At 46.1% G+C, this 26,114-nt stretch carries 23 protein-coding genes; 19 read left to right on the top strand and 4 right to left on the bottom strand.

The genetic code is table 11. The features are described 5' to 3' along the window. The first annotated feature begins 32 nt into the window (after positions 1-32). From spoT to ACFI6J_RS05815, 11 genes are all read left to right on the top strand, one after another. Positions 33-2,144: a bifunctional GTP diphosphokinase/guanosine-3',5'-bis pyrophosphate 3'-pyrophosphohydrolase gene (gene spoT, locus ACFI6J_RS05865; RefSeq protein ID WP_061093918.1), complete on the top strand. Its 2,112-nt coding sequence runs from the start codon at positions 33-35 to the stop codon at positions 2,142-2,144. Positions 2,145-2,168: 24 nt separating this feature from the next. Continuing rightward, entirely contained in the window at positions 2,169-2,555 is a 387-nt protein-coding gene (locus tag ACFI6J_RS05860; protein WP_014975316.1) for a RidA family protein, read from the top strand. A gap of 3 nt (positions 2,556-2,558) precedes the next feature. Next, positions 2,559-3,266, top strand: a complete 708-nt coding sequence (gene trmH / locus ACFI6J_RS05855; protein ID WP_348670379.1) for a tRNA (guanosine(18)-2'-O)-methyltransferase TrmH — start codon at positions 2,559-2,561, stop codon at positions 3,264-3,266. A gap of 193 nt (positions 3,267-3,459) precedes the next feature. Further along, a complete protein-coding gene (recG, locus tag ACFI6J_RS05850; RefSeq protein WP_348670386.1) occupies positions 3,460-5,532 on the top strand; it encodes an ATP-dependent DNA helicase RecG in 2,073 nt (690 codons plus the stop codon). Beyond that, positions 5,525-6,310 carry a class I SAM-dependent methyltransferase gene (locus ACFI6J_RS05845; protein ID WP_348670380.1) on the top strand — a complete coding sequence of 262 codons (786 nt, stop codon included), beginning with the start codon at positions 5,525-5,527 and terminating at the stop codon, positions 6,308-6,310. Before recG ends, ACFI6J_RS05845 begins: the two co-directional genes overlap by 8 nt. A 1-nt stretch (position 6,311) precedes the next feature. Then, positions 6,312-6,785 carry a peroxiredoxin gene (locus ACFI6J_RS05840; RefSeq protein ID WP_014947810.1) on the top strand — a complete coding sequence of 158 codons (474 nt, stop codon included), beginning with the start codon at positions 6,312-6,314 and terminating at the stop codon, positions 6,783-6,785. A 344-nt stretch (positions 6,786-7,129) separates the two neighbouring features. Beyond that, entirely contained in the window at positions 7,130-7,939 is an 810-nt protein-coding gene (locus ACFI6J_RS05835; RefSeq protein WP_156085721.1) for a hypothetical protein, read from the top strand. A 9-nt stretch (positions 7,940-7,948) separates the two neighbouring features. After that, on the top strand, positions 7,949-8,983 hold the full coding sequence (locus ACFI6J_RS05830) for an extracellular solute-binding protein (protein WP_156085722.1): 1,035 nt from the start codon (positions 7,949-7,951) through the stop codon (positions 8,981-8,983). Then, entirely contained in the window at positions 8,980-10,500 is a 1,521-nt protein-coding gene (locus ACFI6J_RS05825; protein WP_014975321.1) for an ABC transporter permease, read from the top strand. The genes ACFI6J_RS05830 and ACFI6J_RS05825 overlap by 4 nt, the downstream gene beginning before the upstream one ends. Continuing rightward, entirely contained in the window at positions 10,500-11,531 is a 1,032-nt protein-coding gene (locus ACFI6J_RS05820; RefSeq protein ID WP_156085723.1) for an ABC transporter ATP-binding protein, read from the top strand. Before ACFI6J_RS05825 ends, ACFI6J_RS05820 begins: the two co-directional genes overlap by 1 nt. 2 nt (positions 11,532-11,533) lie before the next feature. Beyond that, positions 11,534-12,715, top strand: coding sequence for a BaiN/RdsA family NAD(P)/FAD-dependent oxidoreductase (locus ACFI6J_RS05815; protein WP_014975323.1), 1,182 nt, complete (start codon positions 11,534-11,536; stop codon positions 12,713-12,715). A gap of 59 nt (positions 12,716-12,774) precedes the next feature. Here the strand turns inward: ACFI6J_RS05815 and ACFI6J_RS05810 are convergent, their stop codons facing one another. Together ACFI6J_RS05810 and ACFI6J_RS05805 are read right to left on the bottom strand one after the other, a co-directional pair. Then, positions 12,775-13,446: an OmpW/AlkL family protein gene (locus ACFI6J_RS05810; RefSeq protein ID WP_156085724.1), complete on the bottom strand. Its 672-nt coding sequence runs from the start codon at positions 13,444-13,446 to the stop codon at positions 12,775-12,777. Positions 13,447-13,583: 137 nt separating this feature from the next. Beyond that, positions 13,584-14,051 carry a hypothetical protein gene (locus ACFI6J_RS05805; protein ID WP_156085725.1) on the bottom strand — a complete coding sequence of 156 codons (468 nt, stop codon included), beginning with the start codon at positions 14,049-14,051 and terminating at the stop codon, positions 13,584-13,586. 224 nt (positions 14,052-14,275) lie between these two features. Between ACFI6J_RS05805 and ACFI6J_RS05800 the strand changes: the two genes are divergently transcribed. The 3 genes from ACFI6J_RS05800 to ACFI6J_RS05790 all read left to right on the top strand — a co-directional run bounded on the left by ACFI6J_RS05800 (position 14,276) and on the right by ACFI6J_RS05790 (position 17,678). Beyond that, complete coding sequence (locus tag ACFI6J_RS05800; RefSeq protein ID WP_014975326.1) at positions 14,276-14,584, top strand: hypothetical protein; 309 nt, start codon at positions 14,276-14,278, stop codon at positions 14,582-14,584. 150 nt (positions 14,585-14,734) lie between these two features. Continuing rightward, positions 14,735-15,922 (top strand): diguanylate phosphodiesterase, encoded by a 1,188-nt coding sequence (locus ACFI6J_RS05795; protein WP_156085726.1) that lies wholly within the window; start codon positions 14,735-14,737, stop codon positions 15,920-15,922. A gap of 208 nt (positions 15,923-16,130) precedes the next feature. Continuing rightward, the gene (locus ACFI6J_RS05790) at positions 16,131-17,678 is read left to right on the top strand and encodes a GGDEF domain-containing protein (protein ID WP_231506381.1); all 1,548 of its coding nucleotides are present in this window, start codon (positions 16,131-16,133) and stop codon (positions 17,676-17,678) included. A 41-nt stretch (positions 17,679-17,719) separates the two neighbouring features. On the opposite strand, the gene ACFI6J_RS05785 is transcribed toward ACFI6J_RS05790, so the two are convergent. After that, entirely contained in the window at positions 17,720-18,604 is an 885-nt protein-coding gene (locus tag ACFI6J_RS05785; protein ID WP_156085728.1) for an ArgP/LysG family DNA-binding transcriptional regulator, read from the bottom strand. A 177-nt stretch (positions 18,605-18,781) separates the two neighbouring features. Between ACFI6J_RS05785 and ACFI6J_RS05780 the strand changes: the two genes are divergently transcribed. Further along, positions 18,782-19,384, top strand: coding sequence for a LysE/ArgO family amino acid transporter (locus ACFI6J_RS05780; RefSeq protein ID WP_014975330.1), 603 nt, complete (start codon positions 18,782-18,784; stop codon positions 19,382-19,384). Positions 19,385-19,499: 115 nt separating this feature from the next. Further along, entirely contained in the window at positions 19,500-19,817 is a 318-nt protein-coding gene (locus ACFI6J_RS05775; RefSeq protein ID WP_014947823.1) for a DMT family transporter, read from the top strand. 74 nt (positions 19,818-19,891) lie between these two features. Here the strand turns inward: ACFI6J_RS05775 and ACFI6J_RS05770 are convergent, their stop codons facing one another. Continuing rightward, positions 19,892-20,608, bottom strand: a complete 717-nt coding sequence (locus ACFI6J_RS05770) for a DUF1499 domain-containing protein (protein WP_014947824.1) — start codon at positions 20,606-20,608, stop codon at positions 19,892-19,894. 196 nt (positions 20,609-20,804) lie between these two features. On the opposite strand from ACFI6J_RS05770, the gene ACFI6J_RS05765 reads away from it, so the two are divergent. From ACFI6J_RS05765 to ACFI6J_RS05755, 3 genes are all read left to right on the top strand, one after another. Next, a complete protein-coding gene (locus ACFI6J_RS05765; RefSeq protein WP_156085729.1) occupies positions 20,805-21,518 on the top strand; it encodes a DNA-J related domain-containing protein in 714 nt (237 codons plus the stop codon). Positions 21,519-21,834: 316 nt separating this feature from the next. Further along, positions 21,835-22,980 (top strand): efflux RND transporter periplasmic adaptor subunit, encoded by a 1,146-nt coding sequence (locus ACFI6J_RS05760; protein ID WP_014947826.1) that lies wholly within the window; start codon positions 21,835-21,837, stop codon positions 22,978-22,980. 21 nt (positions 22,981-23,001) lie between these two features. Beyond that, positions 23,002-26,100 (top strand): efflux RND transporter permease subunit, encoded by a 3,099-nt coding sequence (locus ACFI6J_RS05755; RefSeq protein WP_014947827.1) that lies wholly within the window; start codon positions 23,002-23,004, stop codon positions 26,098-26,100. The last annotated feature ends 14 nt before the right edge of the window (positions 26,101-26,114 follow it).

The following is a 26,114-nucleotide window of genomic DNA, read 5'->3' as shown; positions in this document are numbered from 1 at the left end:
GTTGTAACGTTAGATAAGGGTCACGCTTCACTGTGTATTTGTTTGAAGGTTTAAAGCAGAAAGTTTTAGAGTACTTACCAGCCGACCGCGTTCAGTTGGTACAAGAATCTTTTGTGCTTGCGCAAGAAGCGCATGACGGACAAATGCGTTCAAGCGGCGATCCGTACATTACTCACCCAGTTGCCGTCGCCGGTATTTTGGCTGACATGCACCTTGATCACGAAACGATCATGGCAGCACTCCTTCACGACGTTATTGAAGATACCCATTACAGCAAAGAAGACTTAGCCGAAGCTTTTGGCGATACCGTTGCTGAACTGGTAGAAGGGGTAAGTAAGCTAGATAAACTCGCGTTTAGCACTAAACAGGAAGCGCAGGCGGAGAACTTCCGTAAAATGATGATGGCCATGGTGCAAGACATCAGGGTTATTCTTATCAAGCTTGCTGATCGCACGCACAACATGCGCACACTCGGGTCATTACGACCGGACAAGCGCCGCCGCATTGCGCTAGAAACGCTAGAAATCTATGCGCCAATTGCCCACCGCTTGGGTATTCACGATATTAAAAATGAGCTTGAAGATTTAGGCTTTCAGGCCATGTATCCAATGCGCCATCGCGCACTAAAGTCTGCTGTGCGCCAGGCCCGCGGTAATCGTAAAGAGATTATCGAAAACATTCGCGAAGAGCTGAACACTCGTTTAGACGCCTATCAAATTGAGTCGAATGTACTGGGTCGCGAAAAACACTTGTATTCCATTTACCGCAAAATGAAAAACAAAGAACTGATGTTCAATGAGGTAATGGATATTTATGCGTTTCGCATCGTTGTTCAATCGGTAGATAACTGTTATCGCGCCCTTGGTGCTATGCATGGGCTGTACAAGCCTATTGAAAACCGTTTTAAAGATTATATCGCTATCCCTCGAACCAACGGCTATCAGTCGTTGCATACGTCATTAATTGGCCCGCACGGCATTCCTGTGGAAATTCAAATTCGAACCCAGGAAATGGACCAAATGGCAGATAAAGGGGTAGCGGCGCACTGGCTTTACAAAGAACCTGGCGATAATGGCACCACTGCACAGCTTCGAGCGCGCAAGTGGATGCAAAGCCTGCTTGAGCTTCAGCAGTCGGCCAGCTCATCCTTTGAATTCATCGAATCGGTAAAAACCGATCTGTTCCCTGATGAAATTTACGTATTTACTCCAGACGGGCGAATTATTGAATTACCGACTGGTGCGACCGCTGTCGACTTTGCCTACGCCGTACACTCTGATGTAGGTAATACCTGTGTAGGTGTGCGCGTAGAGCGCAGAAACTTCAGCTTAAGTAAGCCGCTTGAAAACGGTCAAACCGTGGAAATTATTACCTCGCCGAAAGCGAAGCCAAATGCGAACTGGCTAAACTTTGTGGTGAGCGCTCGTGCGCGTACCCGTATTCGCCAGTATCTGCGTAAACAGCATTCTCAAGAAGCGGTGAACATGGGTAACCGTCTACTTCGTCATGCGTTAGGCAGCGTTAAACTAGACGATATTCCAAACGAAGATATCGAACGTGTGGTGGCCGAAACTAAGCATGCTAATTTTGACGATTTGCTAGTAGATATCGGGCTTGGTAACGAGCTAAGCGCAATTGTAGCGCGCCGTTTATTGGGTGAAAGCACAACAGACTTATCAGACAAGAAAGGTAATGTGGCTATTCGCGGCACAGAAGGCCTGCTTGTTCACTATTCTCGTTGTTGCCATCCTATTCCAGACGATGAAATTGTAGCGGTTTTAAGCCCCGGTCGCGGTATGACTATTCACCAAATTGGGTGTAACAATATTCGCAAGCTTACGCGAGAAGAACCTCAGCGCGTGCTGCCCATGCAGTGGGACGACAACCCGCAAGGCGAATTTAAAGCGTCACTGCGTATAGAGTTGTTTAACCATCAGGGCACACTGGCAACTTTAACGAACACCATTTCAGGGTGCGATTCCAATATCATTGGTCTGCAAACTGAAGAGAAAGAGAGTAATATCTACTTTATTGACCTTGAACTTACCACGCACAACCGTGTGCACTTGGCTCGCGTAATGAAGAAAATACGTACCATGCCGGAAGTTCAAAGAGTGTCTCGTCATAGTCAATCACGACACTAATTACTACACTATTTAGGAACTACTATGTCTAAGTCTATTATTCAGACCGATAAGGCACCTGCTGCTATTGGTACTTACAGCCAAGCGGTTAAAGCAGGTACTACCGTTTATCTTTCAGGTCAAATTCCTCTTGTTGCTGAAACTATGGAAATGGTTTCTGACGACTTTGAAGCGCAAGCTGTACAAGTTTTTGAGAACATTAAAGCGGTGTGTGACGCTGCGGGCGGCACTACAAATGACTTAGTGAAGGTGAACATCTTCCTTATCGACCTAGGTCACTTTGCAACGGTTAATGAGATCATGAGCCGTTACTTTACCAAACCTTACCCAGCGCGCGCAGCCGTTCAGGTGTCTGCATTGCCTAAAGGTGCACAAATTGAAATTGATGGTGTAATGGAACTGCCGGAGTAAGCCATGTCACCTGAGCGTTACCAGCGCATAAGACAAGTGCTGGAAAGAAGGCAAACCGATCTTACGGTTTGCCTTGAAAATGTACACAAGCCGCATAACGTATCTGCAGTAGTGAGAACTTGTGATGCAGTGGGTATTCATCGCGTTCACACTGTGTGGGAAAAAAAGTATCAGTTTCGCCGTGGTTCGGCCATGGGCAGTCAGCAATGGGTGCGTCAAACTAATCACGACAATATCAACGATGCGATGGCGGAACTTAAAGGGCAGGGTATGCAGGTATTAGTTACCCATTTATCTGATACCGCTATAGACTTTCGTGATATCGACTATACCAAGCCTACCGCTATTTTATTCGGGCAAGAGAAATATGGCGCTACGGATGAAGCAAAAGCGATGGCCGACCATGACATTGTTATTCCTATGATGGGCATGGTGCAGTCGTTGAACGTATCGGTAGCCGCAGCGTTAGTACTTTACGAAGCCCAGCGCCAACGTACTATTGCAGGTATGTATAATACCCAGCAGTTACCAGAAGAAGAGTGCCAAGCATTAGCCTTTCAAAATGGGTACCCGCGTTTGTATAAACTTTGCCAACGCAAAGGTTTGCCTTTGCCTGCTATTAACGCCATTGGTGAAGTGGATGCCGACGATAGCTGGTGGAAAGAAATGCAGATCACAAAAGCAGAAGCAAACGCGCTAGAGGCCGACTAGGGCCTAACCTATTGGTTGCACTTTTAGTTTTGCTCTTACTTGTATAGGGCCAGCGTAAAAAACTGGCCTAAAGCGTACTCGCCAACCCCTCAACAATCCTTTACACTTCTTTTCCTATAACACGTTGAATAACACCAGCTTGTGCCAATTCAAAGGTTAAATAGTTAATGTTCCAAAAGAAGGATATCGCTTGATGCAAGCACTGGCCACTACCCCCATTACTGCGCTTAAAGGCGTAGGCGCAAAGGTGGCAGAAAAGCTTAACAAAATAGGTTTGTTTACCCTTCAAGATATTCTGTTTCATCTTCCTCACCGCTACGAAGACAGAACCCGTATTTATAGCGTGGCAGAGTGCCGCCCGTTTACCCATGTAAGCGTGCAGGGCGAGGTAATGAGCGCCGACATTCAGTACGGAAAAAAGCGCATGCTGGTGGTTAAGCTTAGCGACGGTACGGGTACCATAACCTTACGCTTTTTCCACTTTGGTGCAGTGCAGCGGTCTATTATGACGCCAGGAAACACGGTGCGGTGTTTCGGAGAAGTGCGTACTGGCAAGTGGGGCATTGAAATGATGCACCCCGAATTTAAATTAGTGGACAAAGACGCGCCCCCCACTGAAGAATCACTAACGCCAGTTTACCCCACCACAGACGGTGTTAAGCAGTTAACCCTTCGCAATTTAACTGATCAGGCCTTAAAACTACTAGATAAAGGCGCGCTGGCCGACTTACTGCCCGACGGTATTTACGATGACCAAATTAGCCTTAATGAGGCGCTTCATTTGGTGCATCGCCCACCACCCGATGTAGACGTACACGAAATGGAAGAGGGGCTGCACCCTGCTCAGTATCGGTTAATTCTGGAAGAGTTATTGTCACACCACCTAAGTGTGTTGAAAGTACGCAAGCTATCTGACGCGCAGCCTGGTATTCCTATTAAGGTGAATCAGCCGCTTATCGATAAAATGCTCGCTCAACTGCCATTCTCACCAACTGGTGCACAGGCTCGGGTAGTGGAAGATATTCAAAAAGATATGCGGCATGCGCGGCCTATGATGCGCCTTGTACAAGGCGATGTAGGGTCGGGCAAAACCTTAGTTGCGGCACTGGCCGCGCTATCAGCCATTGGTGCGGGGCACCAAGTAGCGTTAATGGCACCTACTGAGCTGTTGGCAGAACAGCATGCCAATAACTTTCGTGGCTGGCTAGAACCTTTAGGTATTGAAGTAGGTTGGCTTGCCGGCAAGCTGAAAGGCAAAGCCCGCAACGAAGTATTAGCGCGCTTAGAAGCAGGCGATATTCAAATGCTGGTGGGTACTCACGCCATCTTTCAAGAGAGCGTGAACTACCAGCAGTTAGCGCTGGTTATTGTAGATGAACAACACCGCTTTGGTGTACATCAACGTTTGGCTCTGCGCGATAAAGGCGAGCAGCAAGGTCGCTACCCTCATCAGCTAATTATGACGGCGACGCCTATTCCAAGAACGTTGGCCATGACAGCTTATGCCGATTTAGACACCTCGGTTATTGATGAGTTACCACCGGGCAGAACACCGGTGCAAACTGTGGTACTACCCGATACACGCCGCGCCGATGTGATAGAGCGAGTACGTCAGGCTTGTAAAGAAAACGGCCGCCAAGCCTATTGGGTGTGTACGCTAATTGATGAGTCGGAAGTGTTGGAATGTCAGGCCGCTGAAGACGCTGCGGTTACCCTTCGTACTGCGCTGCCAGACTTACACGTTGGTTTGGTACACGGGCGTTTAAAGCCTGCTGAAAAAGCGCAGGTTATGGCCGACTTTAAAGAAGGAAAGTTGGATTTACTGGTAGCGACTACCGTTATTGAAGTTGGTGTAGACGTACCTAATGCCAGCATCATGATCATTGAAAACCCTGAACGATTGGGTTTAGCGCAGCTTCACCAGCTTAGAGGCCGAGTAGGGCGTGGTGCGGTAGAAAGTCAGTGTGTACTTATGTACCAGAGCCCACTATCGAAAACCGCGACTCAGCGCCTTGGCGTATTGCGCGAATCTAACGACGGGTTTTATATTGCCCAGCGCGATTTGGAAATTCGTGGCCCGGGTGAATTTATGGGTACTAAGCAAACGGGGATGGCCGAGCTTAAAATAGCAGACCTAGTACGCGACGCCGCTCTTATCCCTAAGGTTCAGGAAATTGCCTATACCCTTTGGGACAAATACCCCTCTCACGCTCAAGCCATCATTAATAGATGGATAGGGCATAAGGAGCAGTACGGTCATGCTTAATCATGTGCCTTTAATTATTTGTGATGACGCCAATAGCGATGACGCTGCATTAATTAGTGCAATCAGCGAAAAGTGGGGTTTTCCTGTAATTAGCAGTAGTGAAAAGCCTAGCGAAGGCTTGTATTTGCAGGTACAAAACGGCGTGCTTGGACTTGCCGACGCAGGTGAGAAAAAAGTGAATCCGGTAGAGGTTGATTTTGCTTCGCCGGCTAGTTTGTATCGCAAGCAGCACGGCGGTGGGCGCAAAGAGCCCATTGTTAAGGCCATTGGTCTTAAAGGCAATGAAGCATGGCACGTAGTGGATGCAACGCCTGGGCTAGGTCGTGATGCCTTTGTTTTGGTAAGCGTTGGCTGCAAGGTCACAATGATAGAGCGATCGCCTGTGGTTGCCTCCTTGCTTGAAGATGGTATTCGCAGATTAGCGCTTAGTTTTCCGGAACTTGCAGCTAAAATGTCGCTTCAACATGGAAATAGTGCTGAGGTAATGCAATACTTCACTGGTGAGAATGTGAACGCTATTTACTTAGACCCCATGTTCCCACACAAAAAGAAGTCAGCCTTGGTGAAAAAGGAAATGCGGCTGTTTCAGCAACTGCTTGGTCATGACCCAGACGCAGATGCGCTGTTACCGCCAGCACTAGAGCTAGCCACGCACCGGGTAGTGGTGAAACGCCCAAACAGTGCAGACGTGCTGGCAGGAATAAAAGCATCAATGGCTATTGAAAGCAAAAAACACAGATTTGATGTGTATTTGTGTCAAAAAAATCTAGGAGAGTAGCATGATACAAGTTGGGGGCACTTTGCCTGAAGTAGATTTTAGCCTTTTAGAAAACGGCGAAATAACCAACCCAGGAACGAACGAACTGTTTTCGGATAAACGCGTTGTATTGTTTGCGGTACCCGGTGCATTTACACCGACCTGTTCTCAAGCCCACTTACCGGGCTATGTAGCGCTTGCTGATAAGCTTAAAGCCAAAGGTATTGATAGTATTATTTGCTTAAGCGTGAACGATGCATTTGTTATGGATGCATGGGGCAAAGCAAGCAATGCTGAAGAGATCATAATGCTGGCAGACGGCAATGGTTTCTTTACCAAGCAAATTGGCTTAGACATGAGCACGGGCAATTTTGGCGGCTTGCGTTCGTTACGTTATTCAATGCTTGTGGAAGATGGCGAAGTGAAAAAGCTAAACGTTGAAGACCCAGGTCGTTTCGACGTTAGCGATGCGCAAACCATGCTAGATAGCCTGTAACACCGAAAATACGGCGTTAATAATATCAAGAGCCCGCAACTAAGGTTGCGGGTTTTTTTCGTTTAGATGTTTGTGAATAGGTTAATTGACTTAAGCGTATACTTGGTTGCCATTTTCATTAAAATGTAACCTATGTATGATCTGGCGCTCTGTAAATAGCGTTGAATATCAGTACGTTCAGTGAAGGTTAATGAACTAACATGCAGTATTCTGTGTTGAAAGTGCAGAAAAAATAGGGGCTAACACACTACGTTACTTAGCATGTGGGCTCGTTCAGTTACCTTTACTTGCTTAATGATAATAAGTATCATTTGCGTGAAAAGACAAACGTTTTAGGAATAATTATGACAACAACACTGAAAAAAATGAGTGCTTTGGTACTGGCTTCTGCGGTCACTTTCTCGATGCTATCTTCTCAGGCGCTTGCTAACGGTGCCATTGGCGATCACGTGAACAATCTTCACGCGCACATCGGCGAATATACGGAAGAGGTACATTGGTTAGAAAGCAAGTTTGGCAGTGTTGTTGATGCATATGAAGCAAAAGATAAATCGCTTAAGACCGATGCACTGATTGAGTATTGGGAAGAGGTGGATTTTCACTCTGCTATTGAAACCCAGTATGTGCCTATTTACGCCTCTATTTGGCAAGGTATTTATGGTGTGAAAGTCGCCATTGATGAAGGTAAGGCTGTTGCAGACGTGCGCGTAGAGCAAGAGAAGCTAAATCATGCCTTGTGGCAGGCGTTAGGCGCAGTTAAACTTGCGTCCCAGTATCAAAAGAAAGGCTTAGTGAACAAGGTTCAAACCACCGAAAAAGAACCTACCACAGGCCCTGAAGTTATCGACGATATTAAAACACGTCTTGATCGTGTTGTTGCTAAGTACGCGGAACAGCTTCACGAAGTAGCAACTACACTTGTTCACGATACTTACCTTCAACGATTTGAAGGTGTGGAAGGTGATTTGATTGCGAAAAACGCAGCTTTGGTTGAAGACTTGGAGAAAGACTTTAACGTAACGCTTCCACAAGCTATCTCAAAAGACACTGGCGTTGATTCAGTTCGTAAGGTCGTAGAGTCTATGCAGGCCAAACTTGATCGCGCTCGCGCACTTTTGGTTGAAGTAGAACAAAGTCGTAAAGACGTATTTTAAGGAAGGTGTATGCAACGTAGAACATTCTTACAAGGCTTAGCAGCGGCCGGTGCATTATCTGGTTTGCCGTTTAGTTTTGCTCACGCTATGACACAAACAGGCAGTGTGTCAGTTGAGTCACTGCCTAAATTGGAAGGTGATCTCACACTTTACTTAGGTCGTGGTGAAGGTGGCTTGTACGAGAATGTTCTAAAGGCCATCGAAAAGCGCAATCCAAAGTTTAATCTTAAAATAAGACGCGGCGGCTCTGCGGCATTAGCCAACACCATCGTAGCTGAGACTAAGGCAGGCGTTAAACGCGCCGACCTTTTCTGGGCCGTAGACACGGGCTCTATTGGCATGGTTACTGATGCTGGCGCGGCTAAGCCGTTGCCAGACGACCTTACTGCGCAGCTGCGTGAAGATTTTCAGTACCCGAGCTGGTCTCCGGTAACAGGTCGTGTGCGTACACTGCCTTATAACACTGAGCGTGTTAAACCGGAGCAAATCCCTGAAAGCGTGATGGCATTAGCCGACAGCGATTTAAAAATTGGCTGGGCGCCAGCCTACTCATCGTTTCAGTCTTTTGTCACTGCAATGCGCATTTTAGAGGGTGATAAAGCCACTAAATCATGGCTTAAAGGCATTAATAAGCACGCAAAAAAGTACGCCGGTGAACTTGGTGTAGTGATGGGCGTTGAACGTGGTGAAGTCGATATTGGCTTCGCGAATCACTATTACACACTTCGCCTTAAATCGGGTAAGCCGAACGCAAACGTAGCGCTTGCGTACAGTAAAGGCGACGCAGGTTGCCTAGTAAATGCGTCTGGTATTGTGGCATTGAGCGACGGTGACTTGCCGGTTAACTTTATTCGTTACCTGCTTTCGCACGAAGTTCAGTCTTATCTTGCTCGCGAAGCCTACGAAATTCCTCTGGTTCAAGGGGTTGAACAGCCGCAAGGCTTAGCTGACCTAAGTACGCTGTCACCGCCTGAAATGGACCTTCGTAAACTGGCTGACTTACGCCCTACACTTAATCTTATGAGGGAAGTTGGCGTACTGTGACAAATTGGCCAAAGTCGTATCCACTGGCACTTCTTATCGCGCTGATGGCTTTATTGCCCGTCGGCGTTTTGTTTTCTCTAGCTCAAGATAGTGCGCAACTTTTCGATACCCATAACCTAAGGGTACTAGCGAACACGGTGTCATTGGTGGTACTTACCATTATTGGCTCTGTACTTATCGGAGTGCCGCTTGCCTTTTTAACCGCTTATGTGCAGATGCCATTTAAGCGGTTTTGGCTCATTTTACTTGCCGCGCCATTAGCACTACCAAGCTACATTGGCGCATTTGCGATGTACTTTTCATTTGGCACAGGTGGCGAAATTGAAAATGTGCTGGGAATTAGCACTCCACCTATCAGCGGCCTTTGGGGCTCTGCGCTGGTCATGAGCCTTTATACTTATCCATTCGTCATGATGACAACCCGTTCAAGCTTACTGAGTTTAGATGCAAGCTTGGTTAACGCGGCGCGTACGTTAGGGTTAACCTTAGGCGCAAGCTTATGGCGAGTGGTTTTACCGCGTGTTGTGAATAGCGTTGCCGCAGGGGCACTCCTTGCTGCACTTTATGCGTTATCCGATTTTGGTACGCCTGCAATAATGGGCTTTGACACTTTTACCCGTGTTATCTTTGTTGAGTATAACGCCTTCGGTCTTAGTCAAGCCGCCATGCTGAGCCTTCAGCTAATGGTTATTGTTGGGCTTATTCTATTTATAGAAAGCCGTATTAGTGGCGCTCAAGAGCGCCCAGGTAAGCATTTATCGTTGTTTCCTGCTCGCTGGCAGCGAAACCTAATGTTGCTGGCTACTATGCCGGTGGTATTTATGGCTATTGTACTTCCCCTTGCTATTTTTACGCTGTGGTTAGTGCGAGAAGGCGCCGGCGGTTTTGAATTTAGCTATGCGTGGAACTCAGCTCATGCGTCATTTATTGCAGCAATTGTTGCTGTATTACTAGCCATTCCGGTGGCTCACGCCGCTATTGCCGGAAAAGCTGGACGTTTTATGGAGCGCATTACTTATTTTGGCTTTGGGGTTCCGGGTATCGTAATGGGGACAGCCCTTGTTTATGTTGGCCTGCAGTTGCCCGCGCTCTATCAAACGTTAAGTCTGCTTGTGATGGCTTATGTACTGCGCTTTATCCCACTTGCTGTGGGAAGTGTAAGAAGTACGGCTGAGAATATTGATTCAGGTCTGGTAAAAGCTGCTCGCGTGCTGGGCGCTAGCCCGCGTGAGGCATTTATGCGAATTACGCTGCCGTTAACCCTTCGTGGTATGATTGCGGGTGCAGCGCTTGTGTTCTTAGAAGCCATGCGCGAACTACCTGCAACGCTTATGTTAGGACCTACAGGATTTGAAACCTTAGCTACCTATATGTGGCGAGTTTACGAAGCGGGTTACTTTGGCCGCGCAGCCGTGCCAGGGCTTTTACTTGTTTTATTATCAGGTGTGGGATTAATTCTCATGCTGTCGGGCGAAAGAAAAGCCCAGTTTACCGTTACCGAGGATGATCGTTCGTAATGCTTAGTGTAAATAATTTGTCTGTGAATTATGGGTCTACCCGCGTTGTCGACAAGTTAAATCTTGAGCTTGGACAAGACGAAATCCTGATGCTGGTGGGGCCAACCGGCTGCGGTAAAACCACCATTTTGCAAGCGTTGGCTGGGCTTATTCCTATTTCAGAAGGTGCGATGAGCCTAGGTAAATGGGAGAGTACAGCAAACAAACATGTTCCGCCTGAAAAGCGTAACGTGGGTATGGTGTTTCAAGACTTTGCATTGTTTCCTCATCTTACCGTTCAGCAGAACGTTTGCTTTCGTTTAAAAGACACTAAGCTTGCCGATCATTGGCTTCAATTATTAGGCTTAGATAATTTTCGCGACGCCAAACCTGCACGTCTTTCTGGCGGTCAAAAGCAGCGCGTTGCGCTAGCAAGAACGCTAGCTCACGAGCCTTCCTTTGTATTGCTTGACGAACCCCTTTCAAACCTTGATGCTGCGCTAAAAGACAGCTTGCGCTGGGAAATTCGCGATGCCTTAAAAAAAGCAGGTGTACCTGCTATTTGGGTAACGCACGATCAGGAAGAGGCGCTAAGCGTTGGCGATAGAGTGGGTATACTTAATAAAGGTGTGCTTGAGCAATTAGACACACCTGAAGCCTGTTACTCTTCTCCTGCCAGCCGTTTTGTGGCGCGTTTTATGGGCGAGGCGAGCTTCTTAAGTGCGACGTTCGATAGCAGCGCAGCAAATACAGACAAAACAGTGGTTACTGATATTGGTAATGTGCCAGGCACACCGCTTCAAGGTGCAAGCGGCAACGTAGACTTGTTGGTACGCCCTGACGATTTAAGCTTAGATGCTACACTTAGTGAAACTAACTGTACGGTTGAATGGGTACGCTACGAAGGCGAAAGTCGGCTTTACGCGGTTGTCTTGGATTGCGGCGACGAGCTTAAAGTACGAGTAAGCCACGAAAATGCTATAAAGCCCGGTACTCGCGCTTTCGTACAGCTAATAACCACACATCCATTGGCCGTTTTTCCTAGAGGTTAATTGTGATCAAGCGCGATGTAATTGTTATTGGTGCAGGAGCTGCAGGGCTTTTTTGTGCGGCGCAGGCCGGCGCGCGCGGACGCAGCGTAGAAGTGCTCGATCACGCTAAAAAAGTGGGCCGAAAAATCCTGATGTCAGGAGGTGGCCGCTGTAACTTCACTAACATGTATGCAGGCCCTGAAAACTTTCTTTCGCAAAACCCTCACTTTTGTAAGTCGGCACTAAGTCGCTATACTCAATGGGACTTTATTGGCTTGGTTGCCGAGTATGGCATTGCCTACCATGAAAAAACCTTAGGCCAATTGTTTTGTGATGATAGCGCCAAAGAGATCGTCGATTTACTGCTTAATGAGTGCAACAAAGCGGATGTGACGATTACTACTCGTTGCGACATTCTAGGTGTCGAAAAAACTGAAAGTGGGTACTCACTTACAACCTCGAATGGCGAGTATGAATGTGAATCCCTTGTAATTGCTACCGGCGGTTTAAGCATGCCAAAGCTAGGAGCCACGCCATTTGGCTATAAAATAGCGCAGCAATTTGGTCTTAACGTTTTACCTACTCGCGCAGCACTTGTTCCCTTTACCTTGCACGATAAAGATAAAGACACACTGGCAGAGCTTAGCGGTATCGCAGTTGATGTATATGCCAGCTGCAACAATACTACGTTTAAAGAAGCGATGTTGTTTACCCACCGAGGGTTGAGCGGCCCTGCCATGCTCCAAATTTCCAGCTATTGGGAAGCGGGTGACAGCTTAAGTATCAACATGCTACCTAATGATGATGCTACTGCGGTTCTACAGACTGCACGCACAGAGACGCCAGACGCATTGCTTGCCACCTGTTTAAATAAAGTATTTCCAAAGCGTATGGTACAGAGCCTTATTGAGTATCATAGTTGGCGCAACGTGCCGGTGAAACAGCTGACTCACGGCGAGTGCGACGCCATTGCTGACACCCTAGAGAATTGGCAAATAAAGCCAAACGGCACAGAAGGATATCGCACCGCCGAGGTTACTATAGGCGGTGTAGATACCAATGACCTATCATCAAAAACCATGATGGCGAAAAATGTCGAAGGCCTGTACTTCATTGGCGAAGTGGTTGACGTTACCGGTTGGCTCGGTGGCTTTAATTTCCAGTGGGCATGGAGCAGTGGTTGGGCGGCAGGGCAGGTGGTTTAGAACCTCACCACCCTCAAATTGTCGTACACTTTGCGGAAATCTAAGAATTAAACGGTTACCTAAAACCGGTAACCTAGCGAAATAGCATAGACAAAGGGGTCTATTTCAATAGCGCTCACAGAGCCCCGGGTATCACCTAGGTTGAAGCTTGCTTCTGTGTCTATATCTATCCAACGAACGGCGGCATTCAAAAACCATCTTTCGCTTAACTGATAGTCTATTCCCACTTGTGCGGCTAAGCCAAACGAGTTATCTAGAGATAAGTCACTAAGCCCTGCCTCTTCATTAGCTCCCGTAAATTGCTCGTCATAAATAAACGTATAGTTTAGGCCCGCACCCACATAGGGCTGAAAAGCACTTGATGGATCGTTAAAGTAATAGTTAACCGTCACTGTGGGCGGAAGGTGGGTTACTTCGCCTAGCTGGTTACCTGTTCCTAATGGGTTATCGATAGCGAAATTAACGTCATGTGTGAACGGTGTTGCGGTTAATACTTCTACGTTAACTCTATCCGTGATGAAATAGGCCGCGGTGAGGCCCAATTGCGTGTTGTTATCAATGGTCAGGCCAAAGCCCAAGTCGTCCCCCACGTTAATGTTTGAAGACGATTCATCAGGTGCAACCGTGGCAAAGCCACCTCGGACGAGAATGTCGCCTTTTTCAAATGCAACTGCACTGGATGCTGAAGCAATAAAGGGAAGGGCGGTTAGTGCTAAAGCTAAGTTTTTCATCGTAGTCTCTCAGTCTGATAATTGAACACAGATAAGACTAAACAGACTTACTTAAAAAGAACTTTCTAGAAGATTAACGTTAGATTAAAAGCCTTCGTCATATAAAAAGCTAAAAACGGCGCAGAATTGCGCTGTAATCAAAACGACATACCAATTGCCAAACCAGCAACCACTGCACTTTTATTATTTCGATGATAGTCGTAATGAAGCTGCGGCGATATGGTAACCCCCAATACTTCAAACTCATACAAAAAGCCTAACCGGGCCACCTCCATTTTATGGCTGCCGTGAAACTCAACGCCGGGGCCTATTTGTGCAATAAAATTATTGGTAATGTGCAGGTCAGCAACAAGCAGGTAGGTGTAAGCGTCTAAGTCTTCAAACGCGTATTCAGCCACAAAGCCTACGCCTAAAAAATCGCTCACACGGTATTCGTAATCGATACCTAGTGTAAAAGCGTTTCCGCACTCTTTTGTGTAAGTGGTACCTACCAATGCAGATAAATGATGGGGTGACGTTTCCCAATGATGAGCATTTCCCTTTGCAACAACAACGGGGGCAAATACCAAGGCAGCAACCAAGCCTAACGCTATTTGAACTCGCATAGTGATGCTCACATAAATTTAACGGTGACTACCTAGAAAGTTTCTTTCTAGCACTAATGAGAGCGTAGGCATCAAACGGCTATTTCACCAATGAACTTTAGTTGAAGTAATCAATTGGCCCAACTTAGTCGGCGTTAGGCGCATAGTTAAGCTTACATCTACCCATAACATCAAAATCTCGCTAAGGTGTCTGAATACAAGCCACCGAAGGAAAGAATAAGATAATGATTGATGAGAAACAGAAGGTACGTTTTTTAGATGCTTGTACCGAACAGCTTATCGCGCTTTATACAGCCAGCAAAAACGGTAAAAAGGTCGATGCTGAGAAATATCGGGTACAAGGATTTATGCACGCTGGCGAGCTTCTAGGGATAATTACCAATGAACAGGGCAAGGCGCTGATTGCCGACTTACACGTACAGGTTTTTGGTGAAACTATTGATGAGCGAGCGACAAGAAAACGTAAACTTAATGCGCTAAAAGAATCTGATCCCGATGCATATATTGAGATTCCCGCCATTGAAAGACGTTAATTTAAGTTAAGCAAAGTTACCTAAACCGACTTTGCGAGATTCTCGTTTCTAAGACTATACTTTGCCCCACACTATGAAAAGAAAGCTGTAAAAAGAGGTTGCAGCTAGTTCGAAGCAGGGATGAAAACAAAGTTTAATAAGAGGCAACCCGTGCTCAAGCAGTTAGTTTACAGAAGTCAGTCGACGGTAAAAATTGATGAAAATGAACTTCTTAAAATAACAAACGATTCACTGCCATTTAATGCGAAAAACCACATTACAGGTATTCTTTTGTTTGATGGGGAATACTTCTTTCAAGTGCTTGAAGGAAATTGTGAGAAGGTAAACGCGCTTTTCGAACATATAAAAACAGACAGTCGTCACAGCAACATTATGAAAGTGACCGAAATGGTCATTCACAAACGCGATTTTGGAGATTGGCATTTAAGAACGCTTTCTGTCGCGGAAGGAAGCCGCTGCTATTGGTTACCTTCGGACATTAATATTAGCCGGGAAAGCCGGATATTTGCGCTTCTCAACAGCTTTGCTTCTGGGAAATGGCGAACTTGTTTAAGTGATAACGCGCGCAAAGACGTAAGAGCTAACGTTACGACGTCAGAGAAATCAGTTAAACCCTTCGAAAACTCTGACATCCAGTTTGCCTTTCAGCCTATTGTGGATACCTTCAGAGCTCGTGTTTCTTCAATTGAAGCCCTAATCAGAAGTAACGATGGGAGATATCCTGAGACTATTTTGGAGGAACTGGTTGGGCTGGAAAAGTACGATTTTGATCTAAAAAGCAAAGCTATAGCAATTAAGCAAGGCGCTGCGTTGCTATCTTCAGACCAGTCTTTATCCATCAATTTATGCCCCGGAGCGATTACCTCCACCGTCAACGTCGCAGACTACCTTCACGAATTGGTTAAACTAAATAAATTGAAACCACAGCAGCTTGTTATCGAAGTTACCGAAACAGAAATAATCAGCGAAAGTGACACATTTTACCAAGCAATAGAGCAGATCCGTTCACGAGGCATGAGAGTCGCTATAGATGACTTCGGCGCAGGGTACGCAGGGTTATCATTACTCGCAGACTTCACACCAGACAAAATTAAATTAGATAGAAAAATAACGACAGGCATTCACGAAAGCGGGCATCGACAAGCAATAACCGAGGCTGTACTCGAGTTTGCCAACTCTATGGGAATTCCCTTGGTGGTAGAAGGCGTCGAAACGATTGATGAGTGGCTGTGGTTGCAACATGCGGGTGTACAAAGATTTCAGGGGTTCTTGTTCGCAAAGCCCAAATTAAATGGTGTTAGTGGTATTGATTTTTCCTTCGACGGCGCTAGCAGCTAACTCCGCATAGGAAAAATATATATTTCTTGTCATTCCGCAGGATATTTTTCAGCGTTCTCACATTTTTAAACTAAGCTTAATGGGTGTGAGTTTTTATACCAGAATATAAATACTCATAACTCATCTTTGTGTAATAGCCGTACAGGGATATTTTTGCTACACGGATTTAGCTGCGGTACCAGTAGGAAGCAAATCTATGGCATGTGGAGTGTCGCTTAATTTTGTTCGCTTGTTGTTTGGGTTGATTTTGCTGACGTTCGGCACGTTTGCCAATGCAGCGTGCGTCATTAATGCTGAAAATGGTACTTCTGATACTGATACCGATAGTGCTCTGTCTATCGTACTTAAAGAAGGTGCACAGCGTCTTTCGTTAAGCTGCGATGTCAACGCGACTCACGTTCTCTATTTCCCAAGAAACTACCTTTCTTATAATCAGCTGTATGACAGCGAGATGCAAAAAGTCCCCAAGTTAACCGGCGCATTTGAGTCCTATGCAATAGATAATACCCATAAGCGTCTATTTTTGGATATTAACTCTCAGGTAGAGCGACCTGTCAGGCTAAATATCGCTACGTTAAATGATTTTCAGACGTTGGCGTCAATACATACCTTCACATTAAGCTTGTTCATCGGCTTTTGCTTAGCGTTAACCTTGTACGTAGGAATGCTGGGAACGAGTATGCGCAACTACGGCTTTTACTCCTACAGTTTCTATGTGCTCAGTGCGGCAATTTTCTTTTTGCTTCAAGAAGGGTTACTGAACATTGCGTTTCCCCATGTCGCCTTTTTCTCGAACTTTAAACTGCATCTGTTATTCGCAGGGATCACGGTATTTGCTGCGGTAAAGTTTCTTGATCAACTACTCGATTTCAAAGCACTGCTAAAAGTATGGCAGCGCCAGTTTATCCTGGGAATGGCGTGTTCGGCACTGGCACTTTCATTTGTGCAGATCATTCTGTCCACTTCTGATGCGATGAGAGTAAATAGTACGCTAAGTCTTATCACGCTGATAACAATGACCTGTACGCTATCAAGCTGTGTTTATGCCGCCTACCGCAAAGTACATTGCTCAAACTTAGTATTAATGGGTATTGCTGTCATGGTGTTTTCCATGATGTTTCGATTGGTTTTTTCAGACGTGTCAGCGTTTATGTACCGCTACGGACTTATTGTGGGAATAACTATTGAAGCGTTTATTTTTGCTATTGCCACGTCGAGAAAGGTAAAAAAGCTCGATGACGACAGGCTTAGTGCATTCAAACGTGCGTCTACAGATTCCTTGTGTAAAGTGCTAAACCGCAGTGGATGGGAAGGGATAGCACAAAGCCTGCTTACTAACTTCAACAAGGAAGGAGGATATTTGACCTTGCTATTTATCGACGTTGATAACTTCAAGGAGATTAATGATCATTACGGGCACCATTGCGGCGATAAAGTGCTGCAGGTTATTGCTAAAATTCTGCTGAGCCGATGCCGAGACCAAGATGCAGTAGGGCGCCTTGGCGGCGATGAATTTGTGGTGCTAAGCCACTGTTACAGTGAAGGACAATCTGAGCGCTTGGCTGCGCGCATAGAAGCCAGTCTTCTGGAAAGGGATATTAGAACCGATAACGTTGTTATTTCTGTTACGGCAAGCGTAGGCACATACATCACAAATGAACGCTGCAAAGATCTCACCACTCTGTTAAATAAAGCAGATAAACTGATGTACAGCGTTAAGGAGAAGCATAAGACGGCTCAATTGGCGTCTTCTTAATTAACCTTCCAGCAACGTATCACACACGCAGTGTATTAGGGTCATTTAAGCTGCGCTTTCGCTATATTCTTTACGGCTTTGGTCAAGTCGGCAAGCGCTGCCGATTCAAGGGTTGTCCAGTGCCAAAATAACGGTACACCAAGCTCTTTTTGAGGAAATAACGGAACGAGATCGCCTTCGTTAACCTCTTGTTCAACTTGAAGCGTGGGTAGCAAAGCCCACACCACGCCATCTAGTGCCATTTTGACAAAGCCATGAGACGATGGATACCAATGACAAGTTGTAAAAGAGGGGGCTATGTTTAAACACTCTCGTTGATAATCAGTCAGCAAAGTCACATCGTATTCGTCGTACAGCAAACCCGGTGTACTCATCACGCTCTGGGGGGATGTTTCTTTATGCAGGTATCGCTCAATGAAGCGAGGCGATGCATAAAGTTGATAGCGCATAGTTCCCAGTCTTATAGATTGCCCACCGGTAACGGGTGTACCTGTTTGGCTAATGCAAGCCATTACACGGCCTTGCTGTAATATGTCTCGGGTTTGAGTTTGATCCGCATTAACAATATGAATCGGGTTGGCACGCTTATCACTAAACGCGGCCATTACTTGCGAGAACCAGGTAGCCAGCACATCGTTATTCACGGCAACGCTTATAGGTGCAGCCGACGCTTCTAATCCACTTTGTATATTCAGCGCTTCTTCTAATACGCTTACTTTTTGAATATGCGCCAGCAGCTCTTTTCCCAGTGGCGTAGCGCGAAGCGGCTTAGTGCGAACCATCACTGGGCCGCCGACACTCTGCTCTAGCCGTTTTATTTTTTGCGATACCGCCGACTGGGTGAGGTTTAGGGCCTGTGCACCTTTTTCAAATCCGCCGTAGCGTAACACTTCATGAAAGCATCGAAGCGCGTCGTAATCCAACATTAATGACTACCTGTGAAAAGAAGGTTATAAGTATTAATTTTGCTTATTCAAAACAAATATCATTAATTTAATTTAGTCTTTCAAGGTGTATAAAATCAAGCCAATTATTCAGCATGTAACCTTAAACCGCGTTACAGCTACGGCGTTTGAACTTATTTACACTAAGAGGCATTTATCATGTTGGCGGCAGCAACAAGTGGTTTCGTGATGGGCGGTACCTTAATTATTGCAGTAGGCGCACAAAACAGTTTTTTGATTGAGCAATCGATGAAGCGACAGTGGACAACCTTGTTTGTCCTGCTGTTTATCCTAAGCGATGCTATCTCAATAAGCTTAGGTGCGATGGGCTTTGGCTTGCTATTGCAGGAATACCCAATGCTGGTGTCTATCACCAAGTGGGCTGGTGTTGCGTTCTTACTGTGGATTGCTTTTAACAAAATAAAATCATCTTTGGCCAACGACGCGCTTGTTTTAGAAATGGCGAAAAAGCAACTGTCGTTCAAAAAAGCACTACTCATTGCGTTGGCAGTAACTTGGTTAAACCCCCACTTTTACCTAGACACTTTACTATTGATGGGAAACTTAGCGAGTCAGTGGCAAGAAAATAAATGGTGGTTTGTGGGTGGAGCTATTGGTGCATCGGTGGTTTGGTTCGTAGGTTTGAGTACCTTAACCGCACGTTTTGCACACCATATGCAGCGCCCTAATTTCTGGCGTTGGTTTAACCGTCTTAATGCTGCGGTATTAGGTATGGTAAGTATTCAGTTGGCGAGTTTGTAAGGCAAAAGCGCTAAATAGCAAAATATTACGACGCGTCGAGTACGCTTTATGATTTAAGACGGTACGCTACGCATCTGTGATAGTTGACAATGAGCGCGAAGAGAGGGATAGACTGGTGAGCTGGATTTATTTGATTGTGGCGGGCCTTCTGGAAATTGGTTGGCCTGTTGGACTAAAAATGTCACAAGAGGCGGAAACCCGCGTAATGGGTATTTTACTTGCGGTTGGGTTTATGGCTGCCAGTGGTTTTTGTTTATGGATGGCGCAAAAACAAATTCCAATTGGAACGGCGTACGCTGTGTGGACAGGAATTGGCGCCGCGGGCACATTTTTAGTGGGTGTTATGTTTTATGGCGACCCCTCGTCATTGGCACGATATTTCGGCGTAGCGCTTATTGTTGCAGGAGTCGTTGTCTTAAAGTTGGCCCACTAAAGTTAGGTCCAATTACAAAAAAGCCCGTTAGCTTAGTGCGAACGGGCTTTGTTTTTTAAGCGGGTGGTCAGATTTTAGTGATATCCAAGTTGGTTTCTAAGCTCTGCCATAAAGGTTTCGATACGTTCAGCATTCTTGCCTAAATCACTTTTCCCTACTCGTGATTTGCTGCGGATATCAACCAGTGTGTCATCGCTTTTAGCGGTTAGACGAATAACTACGTCGTCTTTAAAACCAAACCACGCTGTGGTGTCGGTGGCTTCCAAGGTGTTCGGCAATGCGCCGTCGTTAACGCGTTCCCATCCAAGCGCCTCTATGGCTTTTTCTGCAGCGATGTAGACCTCATTTGCGGGTTGCGGCAGCAATTGAGTTTTAATTTCAGGGTAAGCTTCTAGTTGCTGCTTAGTGACTTCACCGCCTTCGTAAGCGATGGAGTTAGGCGCACCTTCGCGTAGCGGAGCAATTGCAACGAACTCCGGCGGATTAGTGACATCGGTAGTAATGTCATGGATCGGAGGAACTGCGCTGGCTTTGCTCATCATGCTCACCGGCATTCCTACAGCAACCAGGGCAAGAATGGCACAGATAAAGGTGCTTCCCCAGCTAACGTTTTTACGGTTAATCAAAACCTGCAAAATAATGAGTATCAACGCTGCGCCGCCCACATACACGCCAAATCGCAGTGAAGTAAATGCGGTGCCTAAACTCACACCGGCATACTGATAAAGGGGGCCGGGTAATACCACCATAAGAAAACCGACAATACTGGTAAGGGCAATGAGTGCTTTCAAGTGAACTCCAAAGTTATTATTTTATTTTTACTAAGCTACTTTAACAGTGAACGTTGCGTTTTGGATTACTTTCTAGCAATAAAATCGGTACTAGGCCAATATTTAACATGTTTGTACACTAGGGCTGTTGGTCTTTAACGTACATCAAAGACCAGCAGGCCCTGGATGAACCCTATTTAAAGCAAGGTAATTAGTTTTGCAAAATCAGCCTGATGCCAGCGAAGCTTACGTGCTTCAAGCCGAACTACTTGTTGATACGTTATCGACACAAAAGCCGCTTTTTCAACGTGGTGTGAGCGAGTATGAGCTCATTGAGATTTTGAAAAAAGCGCCATATCACTTTTTTGATGACGCTTCGTTACGAGAGCCTTTAATGCTCTTTAAAACCCATTTCATTGTGTTTCACGCCCTTTATCAACTTAAACGTCGTTGGATAGAGCAGGGCGAAGGCGTGCTAGACATTCATACTCTAAATATTAAGTTAAACCAAGAAAGTGCCCACAGCGACAAAAATAGTACCCACAGCGACCATAATAGTGCCCACGGCGACAATGATAAAGAAAGCCAGGATAAGGTTGGAGCAATAACCGAAGCTGATACCTTAGCTGAATACTACTTGGACTGGGGCAATTTTGAGAAGGCCGACAGAAAAAGTGTAGATGCACTGCTTAATGCGTTTTGGCATCGCATGGCCTCAGGAAACGCGCACACCGTTGAGCAGGAAGATATTGCCGATGCCCACGCGCTTCTGGGCCTACCCCAAGATGAACATGTTTCTTTGTCGGTACTAAAACGAGTATATAAAAAAGCCCTGCAGTTGGTTCACCCTGATAAGGGAGGAACGCAACAGGAAGCCCAAGACGTCATTCACGCCTACCAGTTATTGCTGGGGTATTATTCGTTAAAATAGAACGTTAAGTGCGCTGTGATTTCGCTTTATTCGTATAACGTATACACGCTCAGGTATTTGACCGACAACTTCAGTAATTTCAACTTCATTGACTTTTATTATCATCTATAAATGCGCACAATATGACCTATAAGAGCGTAGATCCGTATCAATGATCGCTTAACTATGCCACTTCAAAACCAATTATCGCAGTTTCAGGCTTTGAAATGCGCTAGATAATTCGGTGCACCGGAAGCAATAAGCTTTAATTTTAAAATTGGATATGCAGAGCAAAGGCCGTGTTCTGTACAAAAAGTTATTGGGAAATAGAAAATTTATGAGTCGCATTTTTTATGTTACTGCAGCATTAATAACCCTTGTCGGCGTTATTGGGTGTTCGAATGAAGGCGAGCAAGCACAGCAAGGTGCTCAGCAAGGTATGCCTGCACCCTCAGTATCGGTAGTTACACTGAAACAAGAACCTGTAGTACATGAAATGGTGTTACCGGGCCGAGTAAGCCCGTCTCGTCAATCTCAGGTGCGTCCTCAGGTAGATGGTGTTATTACGGAGCGCTTGTTTGAAGAAGGCGCACATGTAGAAAAAGGACAGCAGCTTTATCAAATTGACGAAGCCCGTTATCTAGCACAGTTAAATAGCGCAAAAGCCGATTTGAAAAGTGTTCAAGCGAACCTTAAAACGTTGGAAGCAAAGGCGCGACGCTATGACGACCTTGTTGCGCAAAACGCGGTAAGCAAACAAGAATATGACGACGTAATTGCTCAGAAAGATCAAGCGCAAGCGGCAATTAGCGTAGCTGAGGCAGCTGTTGACGTAGCGAAGGTTAATATGGGTTACACCAAAGTGTACGCCCCAATCAGCGGACGTATTAGCCGCTCTTTTGTTACTGAAGGTACCCTTGTTACTACGAACCAATCTCAGCAACTTGCAACCATTACACAGCTTGACCCAGTTTTCATTGATATGCAGGAGTCAGGTGCGTCAATTATTACGCTTCGTCAGTCAATGAGAAACCAAGGTTCAATGGATGTTGAATTAACGGTAGATGAAGTAACAGGCAAGCGTTACGACCAAACAGGCAGCGTTAAATTTTCTGAGGTAACGGTTGATGAGACCACTGGGTCGGTAACACTTCGTGCTGAAATGCCAAATCCAGATGGTGTATTGCTGCCTGGCTTGTTTGTGAAAGGCCACGTCATTACTGGACGCGAAAATGCGCTGCTTGTTCCTCAACGCGCAACGACACGCCAACCAGACGGTTCGCTTTCAGTTTATGTTGTTAACCAAAACAACGAAGTTGAAGGTCGTACCTTGGAAATAGGCAAAATCTATCGAGACCAATATGTTGCCCTAAGCGGTGTGAGCGAAGGCGAAAAGGTAATTGTAACTGGATATCAGAAGGTGAAGCCTGGCGCGAAAGTTAATCCGTCAGAGTGGCAACCATCATCACGTGGCTCACGATAGCAAACAAGGGATTTAAGTAATATGGCTCGTTTCTTTATAGACAGGCCCGTGTTTGCATGGGTGCTGGCAATTATCACAATGATGGCGGGTGTGTTGGCAATTACCTCACTCCCCATTGAACAATATCCCAAGGTGGCACCGCCCTCGGTGACTATCTCAGCAACGTATCCTGGAGCATCTGCAGAAACCGTAGAGAACTCGGTTACTCAGGTGATAGAACAAAGCCTGACGGGAATTGATAACCTACGTTATTTCTCGGCAAGCAGTTCGAACAGCAGCATGTCTATTACGCTCACTTTTGAGCCAGGTGCTGACCCTGATATTGCGCAAGTACAAACTCAGAATAAGGTACAGGGTGCACTGCCGCTGTTGCCTACTCAGGTACAGCAACAAGGGGTAACCGTAACTAAAGCAAATAGCGCATTTGCATTGGCAGTTGGCTTCTATTCTGAAGACGACTCAATGACGCAATATGACCTGAGCGACCTGTTAGTTTCTCAATTTCGCGACCCGATTTCCCGTGTTAATGGTGTAGGAAATGTACGGGTATTCGGTGCGCAGCGTTCAATGCGTATATGGTTAGATCCAGATAAACTGTACAGCTACAATCTTACACCTACTGACGTTCAAGGCGCCGTTCAGGTACAAAATACAGATGTGTCTGCTGGTCAATTAGGTGGCATGCCTGCAATAGAAAATCAGCAAATTAACGCGACTATTCAAGCGCAAAGTCGCCTTCAAACCGTTGAAGATTTCGAAAACATCGTACTTCGCGTAAATACCGATGGTTCTCAGGTTCGCGTGCGTGACGTTGCGCGTGTTGAACTGGGTGCGCAAAGCTACGACGTTATTGTTCGATACGATCGCAAGCCTGCATCAGGTATGGCGATAAGCCTTGCCTCTGGCGCAAACGCACTAGATACCATTAAGGCAGTAAAAGCCCGAGTTGAAGAACTGCGCTCGAATTTGCCAGATACAGTTAAAGTGGTTTACCCGGTTGATAGTTCTCCTTTTATCGAGCTGTCTATCGAGTCGGTAGTACATACGCTTATTGAAGCGGTAGTACTGGTATTCTTGGTGATGCTACTGTTCCTTCAAAATTGGCGTGCAACGTTGATCCCTACCATTGCGGTACCTGTGGTATTGCTCGGCACCTTTGCTGTGCTACTGGCATTTGGCTTTAGTATTAACGTGCTAACCATGTTTGCTATGGTACTTGCTATCGGTCTGCTCGTAGATGATGCCATCGTGGTGGTGGAAAATGTTGAACGTATTATGGAAGAGGAAGGTCTCTCACCTGCCGAAGCCACTAAAAAGTCGATGACTCAAATCACAGGTGCACTTGTTGGTATTGCGGCCGTGCTTTCAACGGTATTTATTCCAATGGCGTTCTTCAGCGGCTCAGCAGGCGCTATTTATCGTCAGTTCTCGGTTACTATCGTGTCGGCTATGGCATTTTCGGTATTGGTCGCCATTGTCCTTTCACCGTCTTTGTGCGCCACGTTATTGAAAAAGCATCCGGAAAACCATGACAAGAACAAAGGCTTCTTTGGCTGGTTTAACCGCACGTTTAACAAAGGCCGCGATCGCTATCAAAAGACTACAACTCATATGGCGCAACGCTTTAAGCGCTATTTCGTTGTTTATGGTTTGCTGGTAGGTGGTATGGCATTTATTTTCAGCCAGCTTCCTGGTGCGTTTCTTCCAGATGAAGACCAAGGGCGTATGATGGTGTTGGTAAGCACACCGCCTGGTGCAACGGCTGGCCGTACGCTCGAGTCTATCAAGCAAGTGGAAGACTATATTCTTGAACAAGAACAAGACGCGGTTAACGGCATGTTCGCGGTTGTGGGCTTTAGCTTTGCGGGTCAGGCGCAAAACGCGGGTATGGCTTTCTTAAACTTCAACGACTGGAGTGTAAGAGACGAAAACAATTCTGCGTTTGCAGTGATGAACCGAGCTTTTGGCGCGTTTAGCCAAATTCAAGATGCTTCAGCTTTTCCCATAGTGCCTCCGCCTATCATGGAACTAGGTAATGCAACGGGCTTTGATATGCAGCTGGTCGACCGTGGTGGAAATGGTCACGAAGCGCTGATGAATGCGCGTAATCAGCTGTTGGGCATGGCAGCGCAGAATCCAAAGCTGGCTGGCGTTCGCCCCAATGGTTTAAGTGACGTACCTCAATTTAAAATCAATATTGATAGCGAGAAAGCGTCGGCACTTGGATTGAATTTAAGTGAGATCAATAACGCGCTTCAAATAGCGTGGGGGTCCAGCTATGTAAATGACTTTATTGATAAAGGTCGAATAAAGCGTGTTTACATGCAGGCAGATTTGCCTCATCGCATGACCCCTGAAGACTTGGATAAGTGGTTTGTTCGCAACAGCGACGGCGAGATGGTGGCGTTTAACACGTTCTCGACCACTGAATGGGTTTATGGCTCACCTAAATTAGAGCGTTTTAATGGCGTGTCGTCTGTCAATATTCAAGGTAGTGCTGCTGAAGGTATCTCTTCGGGTGAAGCTATGGCTGAAATGCAGAAATTGGTTGAGCAGTTACCGCCAGGCTTCGCAATTGAATGGTCAGGCCTATCTTATGAAGAGCAGGAAGCAGGCTCGCAAGCGCCTATGCTTTACGCACTATCAATCTTGATTGTTTTTTTGTGCTTAGCGGCCCTGTACGAAAGCTGGTCTGTACCATTCGCCGTTATGTTAGTGGTGCCTTTGGGTATTCTTGGCTCGGTAACCGCTGCGTTTATTTTCAACTTGCCGAACGACGTGTACCTGCAAGTAGCGTTTTTGACTACCGTAGGTTTGGCGGCGAAAAACGCTATTCTTATTGTCGAATTTGCAAAAGAGCAGTACGAAAACGGCGAAGATTTAATGACTGCGGTTTCAAATGCTGCCTCTCAGCGTTTCCGCCCAATTCTAATGACGTCAATGGCGTTTATTTTGGGGGTAACGCCGTTAGCACTAGCTAGCGGAGCAGGCGCAGCCAGCCAAAATGCAATAGGTATTGCGGTTATGGGTGGTATGTTCGCCGCTACTTTCTTGGCGATTTTCTTCGTGCCTATGTTCTATGTGCTGGTAGAAAAACTCTTTCACAGGGAAGACAAGTAACAAGCAAGTGCGCT

The sequence above is a fragment of the Alteromonas sp. G4i13 genome (assembly GCF_054960505.1).
This window is presented reverse-complemented; position numbering and strand designations above follow the sequence as displayed.

Coding starts and splice junctions, on each gene's coding strand:
- ACFI6J_RS05755 (WP_014947827.1), top strand. CDS start 23,002: ATGGCTCGTTTCTTTATAGACAGGCCCGTGTTTGCATGGGTGCTGGCA.
- recG (WP_348670386.1), top strand. CDS start 3,460: ATGCAAGCACTGGCCACTACCCCCATTACTGCGCTTAAAGGCGTAGGC.
- ACFI6J_RS05800 (WP_014975326.1), top strand. CDS start 14,276: ATGATTGATGAGAAACAGAAGGTACGTTTTTTAGATGCTTGTACCGAA.
- ACFI6J_RS05860 (WP_014975316.1), top strand. CDS start 2,169: ATGTCTAAGTCTATTATTCAGACCGATAAGGCACCTGCTGCTATTGGT.
- ACFI6J_RS05845 (WP_348670380.1), top strand. CDS start 5,525: ATGCTTAATCATGTGCCTTTAATTATTTGTGATGACGCCAATAGCGAT.
- ACFI6J_RS05785 (WP_156085728.1), bottom strand. CDS start 18,604: ATGTTGGATTACGACGCGCTTCGATGCTTTCATGAAGTGTTACGCTAC.
- ACFI6J_RS05830 (WP_156085722.1), top strand. CDS start 7,949: ATGCAACGTAGAACATTCTTACAAGGCTTAGCAGCGGCCGGTGCATTA.
- ACFI6J_RS05810 (WP_156085724.1), bottom strand. CDS start 13,446: ATGAAAAACTTAGCTTTAGCACTAACCGCCCTTCCCTTTATTGCTTCA.
- ACFI6J_RS05835 (WP_156085721.1), top strand. CDS start 7,130: ATGACAACAACACTGAAAAAAATGAGTGCTTTGGTACTGGCTTCTGCG.
- ACFI6J_RS05820 (WP_156085723.1), top strand. CDS start 10,500: ATGCTTAGTGTAAATAATTTGTCTGTGAATTATGGGTCTACCCGCGTT.
- ACFI6J_RS05760 (WP_014947826.1), top strand. CDS start 21,835: ATGAGTCGCATTTTTTATGTTACTGCAGCATTAATAACCCTTGTCGGC.
- ACFI6J_RS05780 (WP_014975330.1), top strand. CDS start 18,782: ATGTTGGCGGCAGCAACAAGTGGTTTCGTGATGGGCGGTACCTTAATT.
- ACFI6J_RS05805 (WP_156085725.1), bottom strand. CDS start 14,051: ATGCGAGTTCAAATAGCGTTAGGCTTGGTTGCTGCCTTGGTATTTGCC.
- trmH (WP_348670379.1), top strand. CDS start 2,559: ATGTCACCTGAGCGTTACCAGCGCATAAGACAAGTGCTGGAAAGAAGG.
- ACFI6J_RS05840 (WP_014947810.1), top strand. CDS start 6,312: ATGATACAAGTTGGGGGCACTTTGCCTGAAGTAGATTTTAGCCTTTTA.